Annotated in this window: 18 protein-coding genes and 2 pseudogenes; 12 read left to right on the forward strand and 8 right to left on the reverse strand. The window is 41.2% G+C overall.

The window, feature by feature from the left end; all coding sequences use genetic code 11:
- Nucleotides 1-9 precede the first annotated feature (9 nt).
- The 3 genes from ACZ42F_RS02110 to ACZ42F_RS02120 are packed head-to-tail and all read left to right on the forward strand — an operon-like array spanning nt 10 to nt 3,044.
- Complete coding sequence (locus tag ACZ42F_RS02110) at nt 10-1,035, forward strand: aspartate-semialdehyde dehydrogenase (protein ID WP_029965637.1); 1,026 nt, start codon at nt 10-12, stop codon at nt 1,033-1,035.
- Between the two features lie 12 nt (nt 1,036-1,047).
- Complete coding sequence (locus ACZ42F_RS02115) at nt 1,048-1,986, forward strand: aminotransferase class IV (RefSeq protein WP_029965636.1); 939 nt, start codon at nt 1,048-1,050, stop codon at nt 1,984-1,986.
- Nucleotides 1,986-3,044: a glycosyltransferase family 4 protein gene (locus tag ACZ42F_RS02120; RefSeq protein WP_029965635.1), complete on the forward strand. Its 1,059-nt coding sequence runs from the start codon at nt 1,986-1,988 to the stop codon at nt 3,042-3,044. Before ACZ42F_RS02115 ends, ACZ42F_RS02120 begins: the two co-directional genes overlap by 1 nt.
- A gap of 18 nt (nt 3,045-3,062) precedes the next feature.
- Here the strand turns inward: ACZ42F_RS02120 and ACZ42F_RS02125 are convergent, their stop codons facing one another.
- The 8 genes and pseudogenes from ACZ42F_RS02125 to ACZ42F_RS02160 form a co-directional block, all read right to left on the reverse strand.
- Complete coding sequence (locus ACZ42F_RS02125) at nt 3,063-4,712, reverse strand: two-component system sensor histidine kinase NtrB (RefSeq protein WP_464279567.1); 1,650 nt, start codon at nt 4,710-4,712, stop codon at nt 3,063-3,065.
- Nucleotides 4,713-5,822, reverse strand: a complete 1,110-nt coding sequence (locus ACZ42F_RS02130; RefSeq protein ID WP_464279568.1) for an FIST signal transduction protein — start codon at nt 5,820-5,822, stop codon at nt 4,713-4,715.
- Nucleotides 5,819-6,136 carry a PilZ domain-containing protein gene (locus tag ACZ42F_RS02135; RefSeq protein WP_464279569.1) on the reverse strand — a complete coding sequence of 106 codons (318 nt, stop codon included), beginning with the start codon at nt 6,134-6,136 and terminating at the stop codon, nt 5,819-5,821. Before ACZ42F_RS02135 ends, ACZ42F_RS02130 begins: the two co-directional genes overlap by 4 nt.
- On the reverse strand, nt 6,097-6,483 hold the full coding sequence (locus ACZ42F_RS02140) for a flagellar brake domain-containing protein (RefSeq protein ID WP_464279570.1): 387 nt from the start codon (nt 6,481-6,483) through the stop codon (nt 6,097-6,099). The genes ACZ42F_RS02135 and ACZ42F_RS02140 overlap by 40 nt, the downstream gene beginning before the upstream one ends.
- 10 nt (nt 6,484-6,493) lie before the next feature.
- Nucleotides 6,494-7,357, reverse strand: a complete 864-nt coding sequence (locus ACZ42F_RS02145; RefSeq protein ID WP_464279571.1) for a GGDEF domain-containing protein — start codon at nt 7,355-7,357, stop codon at nt 6,494-6,496.
- Between the two features lie 8 nt (nt 7,358-7,365).
- A complete protein-coding gene (locus ACZ42F_RS02150) occupies nt 7,366-7,719 on the reverse strand; it encodes a response regulator (RefSeq protein WP_029965629.1) in 354 nt (117 codons plus the stop codon).
- Entirely contained in the window at nt 7,719-8,525 is an 807-nt protein-coding gene (locus ACZ42F_RS02155) for an ATPase domain-containing protein (protein ID WP_464280291.1), read from the reverse strand. The genes ACZ42F_RS02150 and ACZ42F_RS02155 overlap by 1 nt, the downstream gene beginning before the upstream one ends.
- A gap of 18 nt (nt 8,526-8,543) precedes the next feature.
- Nucleotides 8,544-9,160 (reverse strand): annotated as a pseudogene (locus ACZ42F_RS02160) (ATPase domain-containing protein); the annotation flags it as partial.
- A 166-nt stretch (nt 9,161-9,326) separates the two neighbouring features.
- Here ACZ42F_RS02160 and ACZ42F_RS02165 point away from each other — a divergent pair.
- From ACZ42F_RS02165 to ACZ42F_RS02205, 9 genes and pseudogenes are all read left to right on the forward strand, one after another.
- Complete coding sequence (locus tag ACZ42F_RS02165) at nt 9,327-9,740, forward strand: hypothetical protein (protein WP_464279572.1); 414 nt, start codon at nt 9,327-9,329, stop codon at nt 9,738-9,740.
- 2 nt (nt 9,741-9,742) lie between these two features.
- Complete coding sequence (locus ACZ42F_RS02170) at nt 9,743-11,698, forward strand: ATPase domain-containing protein (RefSeq protein WP_464279573.1); 1,956 nt, start codon at nt 9,743-9,745, stop codon at nt 11,696-11,698.
- 4 nt (nt 11,699-11,702) lie between these two features.
- A complete protein-coding gene (locus ACZ42F_RS02175; protein ID WP_464279574.1) occupies nt 11,703-13,271 on the forward strand; it encodes an ATP-binding protein in 1,569 nt (522 codons plus the stop codon).
- A gap of 41 nt (nt 13,272-13,312) precedes the next feature.
- On the forward strand, nt 13,313-13,663 hold the full coding sequence (locus tag ACZ42F_RS02180; RefSeq protein ID WP_464280292.1) for a response regulator: 351 nt from the start codon (nt 13,313-13,315) through the stop codon (nt 13,661-13,663).
- A 2-nt stretch (nt 13,664-13,665) separates the two neighbouring features.
- Nucleotides 13,666-14,759, forward strand: a pseudogene (gene ispG, locus ACZ42F_RS02185) (flavodoxin-dependent (E)-4-hydroxy-3-methylbut-2-enyl-diphosphate synthase).
- Nucleotides 14,752-16,821 carry a methyl-accepting chemotaxis protein gene (locus ACZ42F_RS02190; RefSeq protein WP_464279575.1) on the forward strand — a complete coding sequence of 690 codons (2,070 nt, stop codon included), beginning with the start codon at nt 14,752-14,754 and terminating at the stop codon, nt 16,819-16,821. The pseudogene ispG and the gene ACZ42F_RS02190 overlap by 8 nt, the downstream one beginning before the upstream one ends.
- Nucleotides 16,822-16,900: 79 nt before the next feature.
- Nucleotides 16,901-17,926 (forward strand): DUF1786 domain-containing protein, encoded by a 1,026-nt coding sequence (locus ACZ42F_RS02195; RefSeq protein WP_464279576.1) that lies wholly within the window; start codon nt 16,901-16,903, stop codon nt 17,924-17,926.
- Between the two features lie 13 nt (nt 17,927-17,939).
- Complete coding sequence (locus tag ACZ42F_RS02200; RefSeq protein ID WP_464279577.1) at nt 17,940-18,293, forward strand: acyl-CoA thioesterase; 354 nt, start codon at nt 17,940-17,942, stop codon at nt 18,291-18,293.
- A 13-nt stretch (nt 18,294-18,306) separates the two neighbouring features.
- Nucleotides 18,307-19,236, forward strand: coding sequence for a patatin-like phospholipase family protein (locus ACZ42F_RS02205; RefSeq protein ID WP_464279578.1), 930 nt, complete (start codon nt 18,307-18,309; stop codon nt 19,234-19,236).
- Nucleotides 19,237-19,252 lie beyond the last annotated feature (16 nt).

Here is a 19,252-nt window from a genome sequence, read left to right on the forward strand (position 1 = left end):
GAGGAAAACATGGCAAAGTATCCAGTAGTGGCTGTAGTAGGAGCCACAGGAGCTGTGGGCAGGGAGATGCTCAAGACTTTGGAGCAAAGGGATTTTCCAGCCAAGGAAGTGCGTGCTTTTGCGTCTGCCAGGTCCAAAGGGACCAGGCTACCCTTTAAAGATACAGAACTGGTGGTGGAAGAATTAAAGGAAGATTCCTTTAAGGGTATAGATTTGGCCTTGTTTTCTGCAGGTGGCTCTACTTCCAAAAAGTTTGCTCCTTTGGCTGCCCAGCAAGGTTGTGTGGTAGTGGACAATTCCAGTGCCTGGAGAATGGAAAAGGACATTCCTCTGGTGGTGCCAGAGGTAAATCCAGAAGACTTGCACTGGCATAAGGGCATTATTGCCAATCCCAACTGCTCTACCATTCAGATGGTGGTGGTTTTAAAGCCCTTGCACGATGTGGCCAAGATAAAGAGGGTAGTGGTTTCCACCTATCAGGCAGTTTCAGGTACAGGCCAGAAGGCCATTCAAGAACTGGAAAACCAGGTGCGACAAATCTTTAATATGCAGGAAGTGGAGAAAAAGGTTTATCCCCATCAGATAGCCTTTAATTGTCTTCCGCACATAGATGTATTTTTGGAAAACGATTACACCAAAGAAGAAATGAAAATGGTTTTGGAGACTCAAAAGATAATGCACGCCCCAGAGATTAAGGTCACTGCAACTACTGTACGGGTACCAGTATTCTATGGCCACAGCGAATCTGTAAATGTGGAATTTTTCAACAAAATTACCGCTAAAGAGGCCAGAGCCATTTTAAGTCAGGCTCCTGGCGTAAAGGTCCTGGATAACCCCAGGGAAAATATTTATCCTCTGGCTATCTATGCTGCTGGCGAGGATGACACCTTTGTGGGCAGGATTAGGGAAGACGATACTGTAGAGCATGGATTAAATATGTGGATAGTAGCTGATAACTTACGCAAAGGAGCTGCCTTAAATGCTGTGCAGATTGCAGAGCTACTTTTAATCAAAGAATTAATTAGAGTTCCTTAAAAGGAGTAAAAATTGAAAATTGCTACAGATAAGGAAGTACTGGATAAGTGGCTAAGTTATAAAAGGCCAGGAGAAGAAAATATCCTGGCCTTTTACGAGCATAGACTTGGTTTTGTAGTAAAAAACCCAAGGCTTATGCTCATTCCCCTAGATGACCACCTGGTGCACAGAGGAGATGGTGTTTTTGAAACCATGAAGTTTAAAAACAGAAAACTCTATTTATTAAAAGAACACCTAGAAAGGCTCAAAAGGTCGGCCAGCTCCATTTATTTAGATCCTCCCTGTGCCTGGGAAAGGATAGGGGAATTGATTTTAGAGGTGGCTGCTACCACCAGGGAAAAAGATGGCATAGTTTCTCTTTTTATGGGGCGGGGCCCAGGAGGTTTTACTACTGATTTTAGGGAATGTCCTGAGTCCAGTTTGTATATAGTGGTACGCAGATACCCTTATAAACCTGAAAGTTTCTGGGAAAAGGGTGTAACTGCTTTTCGGGCTGAGACTCCAGCCAAGCAGTGTTATCTGGCCAGGGTAAAGACCGTGGACTATCTTCCCAATGTATTGATGAAACGGGAAGCTATTTTAAAGGGTTATGATTTTCCCTTATGTTTTGATGAAAAGGGCTTTTTAGCTGAGGGCTCTACTGAAAATGTGATTATGGTCAGTGAGCAGGGAGAAATCGTAGTGCCAGAGCTCAGTAATGCCCTGGCTGGCACCACTATGATGCGGGCCTTAGAGCTTTTAAAGGCAGAGCATCCCATTATTTTTCGGCCCATTCGGGAAGAAGAGCTTTATGCAGCCAGAGAGATTATCCTTTTGGGTACCACTCTGGATGCAGTAAGTGTGGTGCGTTTTAATGACAAACCTGTTTTTGATGTACGACCTGGTCCTTTGAGCAAAAAGATTCGCCAGCTTTTACTGGCAGACCAGGAAAGTTATGGAGTTCCCTTTTAATGGATTTTTCTGTAGTTCACCTGGATTTAGGTAAAGAATACAGAGGAGGGCAGCGCCAGGTCTTTTATCTCTTGAGTAGTCAGCTAGAAAGAGGGATAAAGGTTGCTTTAGCTGCCCGTAAGAATTCTTTCTTGTTGCTAAAAGTCCAGGAAGAACTTCCCCAGGTGCCTGTACTTGCCCTGGGTGGAGGAGAGTTCAACTGGTTGAGCGCATTCAAACTTGCTTCCTGGATAAAAAAAAACAACTGTACTTTTTTACACACCCATGAAGCCAGGGCCGTGGGTTTGAGTTTTTGGGTAAAAAAACTTTATCCTCAAATTCGCCTCATACACACCCGTAGAGTTTCCTATCCCTTTCGAAATTGGTGGAGCAAAAAAAAGTACACCCTGGCTGAAGCCTGGGTAGGCGTAAGTAAGGAAATCTGTGCCTACTTAAAACAACAGGGTTTACCTGCTTCCAGAATCTTTTCCATTCCCAGTGCCCTGGAGTTAAAGAGATATCCTCTGCGCCAGAAAGAACTGTCCTCACCTGTAATACTGGGTATTATTGGCGCTTTGTCTTCCCAAAAGGGACATGAACTTGTTTTGCCCTATTTAAAGCACCTTCCCTTTGCTTATCGCTTGCTAATAGTAGGAGAGGGAGAGTTGCGCCCCAGACTGGAAGCCCAGGTGCGTCTTTTGGGGTTAGAGGAGCAGGTTCGCTTCCTGGGGTTTAGGGAGAGCAATAAGATTTTGCCCAAACTGGATGTGCTTTTGGTCCCCTCTAAAGATGGAGAAGGAAGTAGTGGCACCATAAAGGAGGCCTGGGCTAGCAAGGTACCAGTGATTGCCTCTGACTTAAGAGCCAACCTGGAACTCATTGAGCCAGGGGTAAATGGCCTTATTTTTAAACTGAGCCAGCCTGAGACTTTGGTTGAAGAACTGGTAAAGTTAATTGAAGACGACGACCTGTACTTTCGTTTGACCCAAACGGGTTTTAAAGAGGTTTTGAACTTTCAGGTGGATAAAATGGAAGCAAAATACTTCCAACTCTATACCTATCTTCTAGCAGAAGGTTAAGGCCACGGTTTAAAAAATTTAAGAATTGAGAAGCGCATCAATAGCAGTAAAGAGTTTGCGCAGGGAAAAAGGCTTCTGGAGGTAAATGAATTCTCTTGGATTTAACTCCTGAATGAGTTCTTCTTTTTCTGGATAGCCACTGGTAAAAATAGTTTTTATGCGTCTTCTCTTTAGGGCCCAGGCAATGAATTCCAAGGCATTGCCGTCTTTAAGCATAATGTCGCTGATAATAAGCCCCAGTTCCTTTTCCTTTTCTTTAAAAATTCTTTTGGCTTCGCTGATAGAAGAAGCAGTGTAAACGGAAAAGTTTTTCTCCCTTAAGGCTTCTGCGGTAGCTTCCCGAATAATATCTTCATCTTCTAAAAGTAGCAGGGGACATTCTCGCAAAGCTAATACTTCTTCTTCCTTGTCCTGGGAAGCAGTAGAAACGCTTGTGGGGTCAGCTTTAAAGTAAAGTTTAAAAGTGGTTCCTTGATTGGGCCTGCTTTCCACTTCAATAAGGCCTTGGTGTTGATAGACTATTTTGGAAACCATAGCCAGGCCCAGGCCTGTGCCCTTGCCTTTTTTCTTGGTGGTAAAAAAGGGTTCAAAAATGCGCTCTTTAATCTCTTCTGGAATGCCCTGGCCTGTATCCTTGACCATGAGCAATACCTGGTCTTGAAGAGGAGAATTGTTTTCCGTGCTTAAGTGGATGTTGCGGGTAATTAAGGTGATTTCTCCTCCTTGGGGCATGGCATCTCTGGCATTGATGAGCAGGTTCATAACCACCTGTTCCAGCTGGTTGCTATTGCCCCAGATAGACCAGAGTCCAGGCTGAAAGTCAGTTTTAAAAGTGATATTTTCGCCCAGGAGGTTTTGCACCATGTTTAAGACATTGGTACACAGCTGGTTCAGGTTGATACTGGTTTTGGGTTCCAGTTCTTCTGGGCGGGAAAAGTTTAAAAGCTGGCGGGTAAGCAGGGAGGCTCTATCTATGGCCTTGAGACTTCTTTCCAGGTATTTAATGTTCTCAGGGTTTACGAGTTTTTGCAGGCATATTTCCAGATTGGTTTTCAGGGCAGTTAAAATATTATTGAAATCATGGGCCAGGCCACTGGTGAGACTGTCTATAACCTGGAGTTTTTGAGCCTGTAAGAGTTGTTGTTCGGTTTGTTTTTGGGAAGTGATATCCCGCACAATGGCAATAACTTCTTTATTGCTTATCCTAACCAGCCTGGCTTCAAAGAATTTGTTCTGCTTGGTCTGCTTGATTTGGTATTCAAAGCTATAGGGAGAGTGTTTTTTTACTTCTTCTAAGGCATTTTCAAAAAGTTTATTCACCCCTTGCACTGGAATGGTTTGAATTTTTTTCCCTAAAAGTTTATGGGGTGGCAGCAGAAAATGGGCAGAAACACTGCCCTTTATATCCAGGATTGTGCCTGTAAAATCCAGGCGAAAAATAATATCTGGAAAGGATTGAAAAATGGCCATGAGATTGGTGTTGGCTTCCTGGAGTTCTTTGGAGCTTAGAGCCAGGGCATTTTCTATAAGATACCTATCTTCTTCAAATTGATAATAGGTTTCATTGATGCGTTTAAGCAAGTCTAAACAGGGGCTTTGTTCTGGTACTTCTTTTAAAATTTTTTTTATCTGTCTTAAAAGTAGAGGGTGCCAGGGTTTAGTTTCCATTTATTTTTCTCTTAATACAGTAATGGTCATGGTTTCGTTGTGTAATTCACAACAGGATTGAGTCTTGAGCGGAGCAATTTCTCCATAGGAATAAAAACCAATAAAATTCTTATGTCCTAAAACCTCCTCTACTGCTTCCAGCTTTTCCTCAATCCTTTCTTTTAAAACAAGTTTTCTTCCAATACAACTGATTAAAATGGCCAATTCTGAATTTTTTTGTTTAGCTCCAGTAGCAGCCATACTTGCCCCTTCTAAAAGGTTATCATGACTGGCTCGCATTAGTTGCACATAACTTCCTTCAGGAATGTCACCTGCAAATATTAGACTCTTTTCCTTTTTATCTATTCCTATAATGGAGCGCACCAGTATTTTTTGCTCTCCTTTAATGAGTGCCAGGGGAAAATAAAGGGCAGAAGATGGTAGCTCCTGGGCGTATTTTCCTAAATAAGTACTATAAAGGTCCAGGGCCACAGTATTATCCAGGGTATATAAAATATTGTCTTTACTTTTAGTAACTAGTCGTACCGGGCCAAAGGGAATAAATCCACCTGCAGAGCCGCAGGTGATAGAAAGGTTATTTCCATATAGACCCAGACCCAAAATAAAGTTGTCTTGGATTTTCTGGTCATAGACCAGGAGGGTTTGCTCAAAGCGGGTACAATCTCCAGCAAGGCCTCCGCTTATGTTGATAGAAGGGGGCAAATCTTCTTTTAACCCTTCTAAAAGTTGACTGGCGTTAATATTTAGGCCCTTGCTTAAGAGAAAAATGTGTTTAAGCTGGGAGTTAAGCAGTTTTTTTTGAAGGGCTAGCCCAGCCTCATAGCTGGAATTAAAGTCGTCTAAATTGACCTTGACCAGTTTAAACTCAGTCTTTTCAAAAGAAATGGCTGCACTCACCAGAGAAGATTCTTTGACCTGGGTCTTATAGATTTCTCCAGCAGTAGAGCAGCCCATGATTCTGGCCTGAGGATAGTGCTGGATTAAAAATTCCACTCCCTTTTGGGCCAGAAGTTCCCGCTCGCCAAAAATTAGGACCAAACTCGCCTGCTTGAGCTTGGGAGTTTGGCTGGGGATGAGTTCCTGGTTCCAGGCAATAATTTCGCTTTTCATGATTTTAGGTAAGTAAGGATATTTTTGATGTATTTGTCTATTTTATCTATATTGGCCTTATCCTCTGCACTATTGGCCAAAAAAACAATAGCCAGGGTAGGTTTATTGTCTTCCAGAAAAAACCTTTTTATCTGGCCTTTAATCGCAATATCTTCTTTATTGGGCAGGGAAAATTTGAGCTCTACTTCATCTTCTGGGCTTAACTTATTTTTATCCCCTTCTTCCTTTAAAAGAAAAGCTGCTCCACCTCTGCTTAAGTTGAGCAAAACGCCTTCTATTTCCTTTTCTTTTTTAAGCTGGCAGGAAAAAAACAATTTACCCTGGGCACCTTGCGAAGATTGAGGGCATCTATTTTAAAGGGCTCTCTTAAAAAGAGCATTCCCGTGGGTTTAAAGGTAAAATAAAAGGGAGTGGTAATACAGGAATAGATTTCTCCATCTACCAGCAGGCGCAAAGTAAGGTCTGGTTCAGCCTGTAAGATTCTTTTTATGCCCGCAAAAGGGGGCAAAGTGGTGAGTAAGAAATTATCTGGATACCAGCCCAGGTAAAGGGTCTTGATAGTGCCTTTGGTGGGTATTTCAATTAAAATTCTATCGCCAGGAGTGATTCTCTTTAGGACAGAGTAGAGTTTTTGTTTTTCTTTTTCCAGATTTCCCAGCATATTTTTGGTCTTAAAGGTTAAGGTTAAAGCTTATGTTCCGTCCCTTTTTTTTAGCTTCATAAAGGGCTTTGTCTGCTAGGTCAATGAGTTCGTGTAAATCTGTAAAACTGTGTTTTAGGGTAGCTACCCCCACACTTACCGTAATGCTTAAAGCCAGGCTGGGACTTAAGTGAAAAGGCTGGTTGGCGATGTTTTCCCGTATGCGCTCAGCCACGAGCATGGCTCCTTTGGCATCTGTTTCTGGGAGCAAGATTACGAACTCTTCTCCACCATAACGGGCAGCAATGTCCACATCTCGAATGGAGTCCAGGATTCTGCGGGCGGTGCGAATGAGCACCTGGTCTCCAATGGAGTGGCCATAGACATCGTTGACTTTTTTGAAATAATCCAGATCCAGCATGAGTAGACTAAGAGGCCATCTGTGTCTTCTGGAGCGAAGTAGTTCCCTTTGGCCCTGTTTTAAAAAATAACGGCGGTTAAAAAGTCCGGTTAGGGGGTCAGTAATGGCTTCTTTTTCCAAAAGTAAGGACAGGGTCCTGGTCTTTAAAAGGGTTTTTACCCTGGCTAAAAGTTCCAGGTGCTCTATGGGCGTGGTGAGGAGTTCGTCTATTTCGTGGAAAAGATGGTTTTGATAAGAGCGAAGGTTTTTTTTGGTGGTAAGGAGTAAAGAGGGTAAGAATAGGGGGTGGACCTGGTTTTTTAGTTTGCGAATTTCTTCCTGGTAAGCTCGAAACCCAGGTCCATCTACTATAAGCAAGTCCTGTTCTGGAGGGAAGTGGTCGTTTAGGAGAAACACCTGGTAGTGCTGGGATAGATACTCTCGCAAAAGTTTTTTGTTTTGCTCGTTTTTTAACATTAAAAGGATTTTTTCCATAAGCTACCTTATTGTCCCAGAATAGTTTGTACCAGAGTTAAGAGTTGTTTAGGAGAAAGGGGTTTTATCAGTACCCCTCTGGCTCCTTCTTTTATGCTGGTGGCATCTAGCTTGTCAGTGCGGGTAGCAGAAATGAGCACAAAGGGGATGTCCCTGGACCTTAATTCCTGGCAGTAGGACCAGATGTTGTTGTCAAAACCACTTATGTCCAGCAAGGCTACTCCCAGGTCCTCATCCTGGAGGAAGCTTTCCAGGTCTTTGTAGTTAGCTGCCAGGCAGGAAGTTATCCCGTGCTGGTGGAAAAATTGAGACATAAGTTCCAGGTTTTTTTGGTTTTTGTTGAGGATGAGCACCTTTTTCATTACTTCTCCTCCTTCCTGAACACTGGAGTGCCACTTAAAATATTCTGGAGGTTGTTTAGTGGCTCGCCTACTTTAATGCCATAGCGGGTAATTACAAATTCGCGCAGGGTCTTTTCAAAATCCCCCAGGCGTTTTTTGAGTACACCAATGGCTTTTCTCATGGCTCCTTCTATTTCCAGGTAGCGCAAGAAGATAACATTATCTGCCAGATAGCTGATGTCAAAACTGGAAATGGTAAAGTCTCCAGTGATGTTTTTCACTTCACTGGGCAGTAATACTGTAACTCCCATCTGGGTGAGGTACTTGCACACAGCATGCAACTCAGAGATAAGCTCTTTGCCACGAATGGACTGGCTATAACCAGAGGTGGAGTCAATCATTACCACTTTGGTCTTGTTCTTTTCCACATCCTTACGGAGCATATCTGCAAAGGCGTCTGGAGTGTAAATTTGAGGCTCTATCTTTTTAATTTCCAGGGTGCCTTTTTCCATCATATAACTTGCTGCTATGTTTACCTGTTCACACCGACGGATAATCTTTTCTTTGGTTTCCTCAAAGGTATAGACCACAGACCTTTCTCCCCTACCTGCAGTTTCCTTGATAAACTGCATGCCCAAAGTGGTCTTACCCACTCCAGAAGGTCCGCTTAAAAGGGTTACGGTGCCTCTTTCAATGCCACCCATTAACAATTCGTCTATTTCTGGGACTCCAAAGGACAGAGTGTCAAAGGTGGGTGGGGTTAGGTAGCTTTCTTCTAAAGTGATTCTGGGATAGATGAGTACGCCCTGGTTTTCCTTTATGTCCATGGAGTGTTTACCTGCTATAAAGTCCGAGCCCCTGAACTTGCTTACCAAAAGATAGCGGTCCTGGTCTTGCACCAGGATTTCCAGAATGCCATCACTTAAAAAACGCAAGTCATCATCTGGAGCATCTGGGCTGGCTTCAGAGGTAAAGAGTACAGTAGCCCCGCTTTCAGCTAAAAAACGCAAAAAGGACAAAACCTGTTTTCTAAACTGAAAAACATCTGGAGCCAGATATCTAAACTGGGTCATGGAGTCTATAACCACTCTGGTGGGTTTTAGCTTTTCCACCCTTTCTTGAATGGCCTTAGTGGTGGGTTCCCTTTCCACTTCTGCCGGGGAAAAGATGTCATAGCTTTCCATTTGCGTAAAATAGGAAGACTCAGGGCTTAAGTCCAGAAAATCTACCTTTTTTAGCTGCAGGCCCAGATTTTGGGCATTTTCCCGAATTTGTTCCTCTTTTCTCCCAGACTGATAAAAAGGCAATTTTCCTTGTGTTTGCTGCCTTCTTCTAAAAAGTGCAGCCCCAGGGTGGTCTTGCCACTTCCAGGCCCTCCAGCGATAAGATAGGCCCTTTTTGCAATAAATCCGCCCTTTAAAATTTTATCCAGACCTTCAATACCTGAAGAGAGTTTTTGCATAAACCTCCTCCTTTAATTTATTTTGGTCTTTAGAATAAACCAAAAGGGAAAAATTTGTCAAAGAAAAATGAGAAGTTGAATAGTATTTTTTTTATTTTGGCCCTGGTAGGTTAATTTTTTTTATACCTTAAGTTTAAAAATAGTCAGGATACTACTATTTTAGAAGGTGAAAAAAACAAAAAAGTGGTTGCTAAAAGATTTTTTTTTAGTTAAAAAAAGATATAACTTTTTAGTATATTTTCGAGGTAAAGTCATGGATGGGGATGTGTTGGTTATTTATGGCAAGATATTTAAGGCCCTAGGGGAAAAAATGGAGGTCTTGATTGGCGAAAGTGCTTCCATTTCTGTGCTTCGAGCTTCCTGGCGACTGGTAAAAAAGGAATACCCCTTTTTAGCCCATCTTAATCCTTCTTCTCTGGACTTAGGGGTGTTTAAAACTACAGAGGTTGCTTCTGAAGAGCTGGAAAAAGGACTACAGGAGTTTTTAAATACGGTGCTGGAGTTGTTTTCTGACCTGGTAGGAGGAATTTTAACCCAAAAATTAGAAGAAGTACTTTTGAAGTGTAAAGAGGAAAAGTAAAGATGTCTGAGCTTAAGTTAAATCCTACTTGTATTCCTCTTTTGGACCACTTTTTACAAGGAGGAATTCCTGCTTATTCTTTAAATGTAGTAGCAGGATTGCCAGGGGCTGGAAAAACCATTTTTGTCCAGAATTTGGTTTTTAATTACCTTAAAAAACATCCTGGGGCCACTGCCCTTTACTTCTCCACCATTTCTGAGCCCACCTTAAAAATAGTGCGCTACTTATCTACCTTTAGCTTTTTTGACGCAGATATTTTTGGAGAAAGGGTGTTTTACTTTGATTTACATGAATATGTGGTCAAGCACACTTTAAATGCAGTTTCTGATTTTATCTGGAAAAAAGTAGAGGAAAAGGAGCCTTCCCTCTTGGTGATAGATTCCTTTAAGGCCATTAGCGATATGGTGCGCAATGAACCTGCCTTTAGACTCTTTTGTTATAACCTGTCCATGCGTTTGGCTACTTCCAGGTGTACTAGCTTTTTGGTAGGTGAATACTCCAGAAGGGATATGGAGCAGGATTCTGAATTTGCCGTGGCAGACGGCATCTTCTATTTGGACCGCAGTACAGACAAGGTAATCAGAAACCTGGAAGTGCATAAGTTAAGAGGCCAAAAGGTCTCTCTTGCTCCTTTGCCCTATACTATCTCCAGTGAAGGGATTCGGATTCTGGGCTGGGGCTATAATCTGGAAGCAGAGGAAAAACAACCCCTGGGACTGGGTAAAAAGGAAAAGACGAACATTTCTGGTCTGGATAAAATCCTGGAAGGTGGGTTTAGAAAAGGGCAAGGAGTGCTTATTTCAGGCACTTCTGGAAGTGGCAAGACCTCTTTTAGTTTAAATCTGGCCTATCACTACGCCCTGCAGGGGAAAAAAGTGGTTTATTATTCCTTTGAAGAAGCTCCAGAAGTGTTTGAAGGCTTTTTAGCCCAGGTGGGGCTGGATTATGGGCAGGTAAAGGACAACCTTGTTTTTAAGCACAGGTACTTGAGTCAACTGGTTTTAGAAGAAGAAATGCTTAACTTACAGGAGATTTTAACGGGTAAGGAAGTGGATGTGCTTTTTGTGGATTCCTTATCCATGCTCTTACATTCAGTGAAAGACTCTTCAGAAATCAGGACCTTTTGTTATTATTTGCAAAAATGTCTTTATGAGCAGGGAAAATTGGGCTTTTTTACCAGTGATATTCATTTTGGGCGCAATGATTTATCCCGGAGTGGAGTGGAAGAGACCATCTTTGATGTGGTAATCCATCTGAGTTTGTCCAATGGTTCGGGATTAAGAAAGCACTTTCTGGAAGTTTACAAGTATCGGGGCGGTTATGCCAAAAAGGGTATTTTTCGCTGGACCTTGGCTGAGAACAAAGGGCTCAGGATTTTTGATTTTACAGTGCCCTTGAGGCTGCCTGCACCTCCTCAAAACAAATTTTTCCTTTCCCAGTGGACTATCTCCTATCCCAGGCTTATCGTGGCCAAAATAGAATCCAAACTACTTGGCCTGCAGGTAGGGGCAAAGTTTTTGGCTGAAGGCCTGGAAAACGGAGAAGATATTTATCTTTTGGGCTTTTTTGAAGAAGAAGACAGGGTAAAGCAGGATTTGTCTTCCTTTGGTTTGCCGGATTCAGCTCAACTAAAGTTTTTAGGCCCCCTGTATAGATTTAATCAAGACCCAGAGGTCCTGTGTTTTGAACTGTTGAAATGCTTAAACGAACAAAATAAACCTGCCAGGGTTTTTATCCCCTTGCTTCCAGAGATGTTTTCTCTTTCCAGGGCCTGGCTTAAGTGGTTAAATCCCTTTTTGCAAAGTAAAGGAGTGGTGTTGTGGATAAACTTTTTGTCTGAGCAAAAACTGGCCCTTTGGCCCGGGCTTGCTGATTTGGTGTTGTCTGTAAAGAAAAGAACCGAAAATTTAATATTGAAAAATTTGGATAGAGAAGAAACCCTGGAGCTTAGTAGTTAGTTGTATGGTGGAGTATCCAGAAAGTTTTAGCAAACTTATTTTTGGTTTACATGCTTTAACCCGCAAGCTCATTGCTTCCTTAGACTATGAAAATTTTCTGCTTCAGTTGATAAAGTTTGTATTAAAAGAAGGAAAAGGAGATGTAGTTGTTGCTTTTTTAGAAGAGAAGCAGGATTATCTTTATTTTTCTTCTAGAGGTGATATAGATAAAAGGGTAGAACAAGAAATACTTACCAAAATAAAGTCCCTTTACTTTAAGTTAAAAAATAAAAAAATAAGCGTAGAGCTAAAAAAGGATATTTTACACCTTACAGGTAGTAAAATTGAAAAGATAGAAAGTAATTTTTTCCTTCCTCTTTTTGGAAAGGAAAAAGGGGAAATTATAGGACTTATTTATTTTGGGGCGCAGGAAAAAAATGCCTTTGACCCTGAGGATATCCAGTTTTATTATGCCCTGGCTGAGTATATTTCCTTTGCCCTGAGTTTACTAAAGGACCTTTTGGATGAAGAAAGCAAGAGGTTAAAGGTAATCTTTAGCGAGCTTCCCTATGGAGTGGTTTTATTTGAAGAGGGAGGCAAGATAATCGTGAACAATGAATTGGGGGAAAAGCTTTTAACCCTTTTTTGCAAAAGGGACATGGAAAAGTGTTATCAGTCCATTGGCCCCTATTCCTGGGATTTTTTGCTGTCCAGGGGAGAGCAGGGAGTAGAGCTGGAAGCAGAAGAAAAGGTTTTTGTCAGGATAAAGTGTAAAGAGGTTATCTATCGTCAAAAAAAAGCCTATCTGGTGGTTCTGGAAGATATCTCCAGGGCCAAGGAAGTGGAAAAGCAGATGATAGGCCAGGAAAGGCTGGCTGCCGTGGGTAAACTTGCAGCTGGAATTGCCCATGATTTTAACAATATTTTAAATATTATCATGGGTTATGCTGAGTTGGTAAAAAGGGATAGCAACCTTTCCTCCAAATCTTATGAACGCTTAAATGTTTTAGTAGAGCAAAGTGAAAGGGCTGCTGCTCTTATTCGCCAGATTTTAGATTTTAGCCGCAAGAGTATGTTAAACAGGTCTTTGCTTTCTTTGGTTTCTTTTATCAAAGAACAGGTCAAATTTTTCCAACGCATTTTTCCAGCTAATATTCAGTTTAAGCTGCAAATCCTGGAAGAAAACCTGATTGTCAAGGCAGATCTGGCTTCTTTGCAACAGGTGATTAACAATATTGTGATTAACTCTCGGGACGCCATGCCTGAAGGGGGAACAATTACCATTACTTTAGACAGAGTAGAAACTACTGACCAGGAGAGATTACATTATATTATGCCTGGGGGTAAGTGGGCTAAGATAGAGATAATGGATACAGGTAAAGGTATCCCTCAAGAGGTGTTACCCCACATCTTTGAACCCTTTTTTACCACCAAAGAAGTGGGGCAGGGTACAGGACTGGGACTGGCTCAGGCCTATGGAGTGATTAAGCAACACGATGGTTTTATTTTTGCCCGCAGCAAAGAGGGGCAGGGCACAGTAATGACCATATATCTTCCTTTGTATGAAAAAAAGAGCCCAGGTCAGAGGAATTAAAAGAAGAAGCCATTATTCAGGGGCAGGGTGAACTGGTTTTGGTGGTGGATGATGACCCGGATTTTTTGGATTTTTTAGCCTTGCTTTTAAAAGACCTCAATTTTGAAACCATTACAGCTCAGGATGCTACCGAAGCTATGGACAAGTTTTTGCGCTATCAAAAGCAGATTAGCCTGGTGATAAGCGACTTGGTTTTACCGGACCAAAGCGGGCTTGATTTTTTGTCCAAAGTTCTTTTGCTTAAACCAGACTTAAAGACCCTACTTATCTCTGGCTATGCCTCGCCAGAAATAAAAGACCCTGAACTAAAGGAAAAAATTTATTTTCTAAGCAAGCCCTTTGGCCTTAAAACTATCTCTTTTGTTCTTAGGAAAATTTTGCTAAACCCCTAGGCATGTCCAAGCGCACTAAAAAAATCTGGGTAGGTTGGGTAAGTGTTGGAGGAGATAGCCCAGTTCGGGTGCAATCCATGACCAACACAGATACCAAGGATGTGGAAGCCACAGTTAGGCAAATAAAAGAATTAGAGGAAGTAGGGTGCGAGCTAGTTAGGGTGGCAGTAGTAGATAAAGAGGCTGTTAAAAAACTTTCTTTAATTAAAAGACAAATTAATATCCCCTTAATTGCTGATATTCATTTTGATTACAGATTGGCCTTAGGAGCTATAGAAGAAGGAGTAGACGGTCTCAGGCTAAATCCTGGTAATATTGGAGATGAGGACAAGGTTGATAAAGTGGTAGCTAAGGCCAAAGCTTACAAAGTGCCCATTAGAATTGGAGTGAATGCAGGCTCTTTGGAAAAAGATTTATTGAAAAAATATGGTTCTACTCCTGAAGCAATGGTGCAAAGTGCCCTAAGACATATTAGACTGCTGGAGGCAAGGGATTTCAGGGAAATAAAGGTTTCCTTAAAGGCCTCTTCAGTGTTAAAAACTATTAGAGCTTATGAACTTTTGGGCCAGAAAGTAGATTATCCTTTGCATATTGGGATTACGGAAGCAGGAACTTTTTTAAGGGGAAGTGTAAAGTCAGCTTTGGGATTGGGTATTTTACTTTATAAGGGATTAGGAGATACTCTTAGAGTTTCTTTAACTGAACACCCTGTAAAAGAAGTACAAGTTGCCTGGGAGATTCTAAGAGCTCTGGAATTAAGGACTAGAGGACCTGAAATTATCTCTTGTCCTACTTGTGGTCGTACAGAAATTGATTTAATTGCTTTAACTAAAGAAGTAGAAGAGGCTTTAAAAGGGGTAAAAGAGGTTTTTACCGTGGCTGTAATGGGATGTGTAGTTAATGGTCCTGGAGAGGCAAGAGAAGCTGATATTGGTTTGGCAGGAGGAAAAGACTTGGGGATAATTTTTGTAAAGGGTAAAGTGAAAAAAAGGTAAAGGGAAAGCAAAATTTGTTAAAGTATTTTTTAGAAGAGGTCGATAATTTTCTTAAAACAAGAAAAGGAGGGATACAAGAAAAAGGAGGGATAAATGTTTAGCAGAATAAAATTTACTACCAAGCTTTATGTTTCTGTTGCTATCTGTATTTTTTTAAGCATTTTGATACTAACCCTGTTTTCTGTTTATAAAGCAAAAAAGAGTCTCATTATTTTAGGTAAAGAATCAGTAGCTGGTACAGGAGATGCTGTTTATAATACAGCTAGTTTAATGCATGATCTTTTATTTAAAAAGTTAAAGGAAGATTTAACTATAATGGAAGTGGAGATAGAACATATTGGTAGTTTTTATTTAGATAATAACAATAAGATAACCACTACTATTGTTAATCAAGTGACAAAAGAAAAAGAAGAAGTGGAAATTCCTGCTTTGGTGTTGGGTGATAAAATTATATTTAATAATTTTGAGTTGGTAGATCAAGTAAAATCAATGGTGGGCGGTACTGCTACTATTTTTCAAGTATTACCAGGAAAGTTGCTTCGAGTTTCTACTAATGTCTTAAAACTAGATGGAACTAGGGCAGTTGGTACTTATATCCCTGCAGACAGTCCTGTTTATAAAAGTGTTATGCAGGGCAAAACTTTTTATGGAAAAGCCTTTGTGGTAAATGACTGGTATTTGACTGCTTATAAACCTATGAAAAATGCTTTGGGTGAGATTGTAGCTGTGATTTGTGTGGGGGTGAAGATTGCTTCTCCTGAGTTTAAGCACTTTTTAGCTGAGACCAAGGCAGCTAAAAAGGGATATTTTGTAGTTTACAATAGTGCAGGTAAGTACATTTATCATCCCAATGAGAGTTTATTGGATAAAAATATTTTTGATTTACCCGGAGGGGTGGGAGAAGCTTTTAAACAGGCCAAGGATAAAGACTTTGTAGAATATACCTGGCAGGGAGAAAAAAAGGTTTCCTATATCCGTTATTTTGAGCCTTGGGACTGGTATTTTGAAGTGGGTTTAACTGAAGAGCAGATGATTAAAGGTTTAGATGTAGAACTTTTAACCCAGAATTTTATAGCAGGCTTAATTTTACTTGGACTTAGTATTTTAATTGTTTTTATTATTATTCGTTTTGTAAATAAGCAATTAATGGAGGTAGCTTCTCTTAGTGAAAAGGTAGCTCAAGGAGATTATAGAGTTAGTTTTAGTTATGCAGCCAATGATGCTATTGGTATTTTGGTCAATTCCTTTAACACCCTGGTAAAGCATACTAAAGATATGTTAAGGGAGATAATTGAGGGTACTGAACAGGTCTCTTTGGCTTCTTCAGAAGTAAATCAGGTGGCCAGGGAAGTTGCTGACAGTTCAAAAGAGATGAAACAAAAGGCCAATAAGGTAACAGAAGCTACGGCTGAAAATGTGGACAATCTCAATTCTGTTTCTGCAGCCATGGAACAACTGGCAACCAATGCCAATACCATTGCCTCTGCTGCCGAGGAAATGAGCGCAACTATTACGGAAATAGCTTCCAATACAGAAAAGGCCAAGGAAATTACTTCTTCGGCGGTAAGTAAAGCTGGAGTGGTTTCCAGCAAGGTGAATGAACTGGGAGGTGCTGCTGCAGAGATTAGTTCTGTGACTGAAACCATTGCCGCTATTTCTTCGCAGACCAATTTACTGGCCTTAAATGCGACCATAGAAGCAGCCAGGGCAGGAGAAGCAGGCAAGGGCTTTGCAGTGGTGGCCAATGAAATCAAAGAACTGGCCCAGCAAACCGCCAAGGCCACAGAAGATATTAAGGAAAAGGTCCAGGGGATTCAGGGAGCCACTGATATTACAGTCAAGGAAATAGAAGAGATAACCACTATTATTGCCGAGATGGACCAGATAGTTTCCACCATTGCTGCTGCCATTGAAGAGCAATCAGTTACTACCAGGGACATTGCTGATAATGTAGGACAGGTTTCCATGGCTGTGGGAGAATCCAATGAGAGCTTATCCAGGGTGGTTGAGCAAACCAGGGAAGTACAGGCAGAAGTGGAAGGCGTGGCCACAACTTCTGATGATTTGAGTAGAAACAGTGGCAGTTTAGAACAAAGTGCCAAAGACCTTGCTTCTTTATCTGCGAAATTAAAGGAATTGGTGAGCAGGTTTAAGATAGATTAAATAGTAAAGGTGTTTACAGGCAAATAAGGAACCGATAGCTTATCTATCGGTTCTTTATTTTTTATTAAAAGAGGGAAAAATGAACATACTTTGTTTGGACATTGGCAGTGGTACTCAAGATGTGCTTTATTATTTTCCAGATAGAGAGATAGAGAATTGTCCCAAATTTATTTTACCTTCACCAGCTCTGAATCTGGCCAGGCGAATAGAAAAACTAACCCAACAGAAAAAAAATATCTATCTTTACGGGCAAAATATGGGAGGAGGATTTAAGTTTGCTTTAAAAAAACATTTACAGGCAGGTCTAAAAGTAGCAGTAGAAAAAAACTCCTATTTTGCCCTGGGTGATGACCTGGAAAAGGTCAAAGCTTTGGGCGTAGATATGGTAGAAAGGGCGCCTTTAGGATATGTACCTGTATTTTTAAGCGATTTTGCCTATGATTTCTGGCAGGCTTTTTTAAAAGTGGTGGACCTGGAGTATCCAGACTTGATTTTGGCAGCAGTGCAGGACCATGGATTTTTCCCCAACTATAGCAATAGAAAAGGCAGGTTTGAACTCTGGATGAAGTTTTTAAAGGCAGGTGGTAATATCTATGATTTACTTTACCAGACTCCACCCAAAGAGTTTACCAGGCTTAAAGCCCTAAAGGATGCAGTGGGCAGTGGCCTGGTGGCAGATACAGGCGCAGTGGCCCTGTTAGGTGCCCTGTTTGTGCCGGAAGTGGAGAAAAAACAGGAAAAGGAGCCCATTTGTCTGGTCAATGTGGGCAATAGTCATATTTTGGCCTTTTTATTGTTTCAAAATAAGGTTCTGGGGATTTATGAGCATCATACTGGATTGCTTACACCCGAAAAGTTCTGGAAGCAGCTTACCAGCTTTAGTTGGGGCGAGCTTTCCAATGAAGAAGTTTTTGCTGATGAGGGGCATGGTTGTGTGCATTTGGGAGAAAGGATAAAAAATCCACCTGTATATGTGCTTGGGCCTAAAAGGAGTTTGCTGGCCAGTTTTCCGGTAGAGTTTTTGGCTCCAGGTGGGGATATGATGCTTGCTGGTTGCTTTGGTTTGCTCAAGGCTTATTTTAAAAAAAGAGAAGAATTAAGCTAAAGGGAAGAAGATAATGGAAACATATACTCTGGTTCGTCCAGAACACTTAAACCACTACGGTTATCTTTTTGGGGGCGTAATGCTCAAGTGGGTAGATGAGCTGGCCTGGCTGGCTGCTTCCCGGGAGTATGCTGGTTGTCCCTTGGTGACTGTAGGCATGGATGAAATTCGATTTAAAAAAAGGGTGGCAAGTGGCTCTATTTTGCGTTTTGTTATTGAAAAGCTTAAGCAGGGCAGAACTTCTGTTACCTACGAGGTAAAGGTTTTTGCTGATGCTCCAGGAGCGAAAGAGGAAGAGTTTGTCTTTGAAACCAGAGTCACTTTTGTACATGTAAATGAAAAGGGGAAAAGACACCTTTGCCCCTGAAAAGGGAGAGTTTATGAAAACGGGAATAGCCCTGGGTGCTGGCGCTGCCAAAGGTTGGGCCCATATTGGAATTTTGGAGACCCTGGAAGAAGCAGGTATTTCTTTTGACTATGTAGCTGGGACCAGTATTGGAGCCCTGGTGGGCGCAGTTTATGCTGCTGGGGCCTTAAAGGAATTTAAGCAAGACATTCTGGAGATGGACTGGAAAAAGGTCCTTTTTATGCTGGATTTGGTTTTTCCCCGCAATGGCTTACTTGACGGCAAAAAGGTGATTTCCTTTTTAAAAAAATACTTACCCCAGGAAAATATTGAGGATTTACCCGTGCCCTTTGCTGCTGTAAGTACTGACATTTACACAGGCAAGGAAATAGTCTTTACCAGAGGAAATCTCATTGAAGCGGTGAGGGCAAGCATTGCTGTGCCTGCTATTTTTACTCCAGTGGTAAAAGATAAGATGTGTTTGGTGGATGGAGGTCTGGTTAACCCTTTACCTGTAAGCGTGGTAAGGGAAATGGGCGCAGAGTTTGTTTTTGCCGTGGACTTAAACTATCGTACCAAAAGGTTTGACCTGGAAGAATACAAGGAAAAAAAAGAACCAAATGGTTTTAAAAATGAACTCTGGAATAGAATCAGTGATAAACTAAAAAAGAACTTGCCTAAATTTGACTTTCCTCTTTTAGAAGAGGTTAAAAGTTGGATTTTAAAGGTGGAAGAAACTCCCCATATTTTTGAGATTATGCAGACTTCTATTACTATTTTAGAGGAAAAATTAACAGATACCTTGCTAAAATTATACGCTCCAGATGTGTTGTTTAGGCCTCCTCTGGAAAAAATAAAATTTATGGACTTTCATAAGGGAAAGGAAGCCATTTCCATAGGTAAGAAAAACGCTCAGTCCTGGCTCAAAAAGGAAAAAAATATTCTTTCTAAGTTATCTAAATAAGATTTAAAATTTTATT

The sequence above is a fragment of the Desulfonauticus autotrophicus genome, from assembly GCF_055381725.1.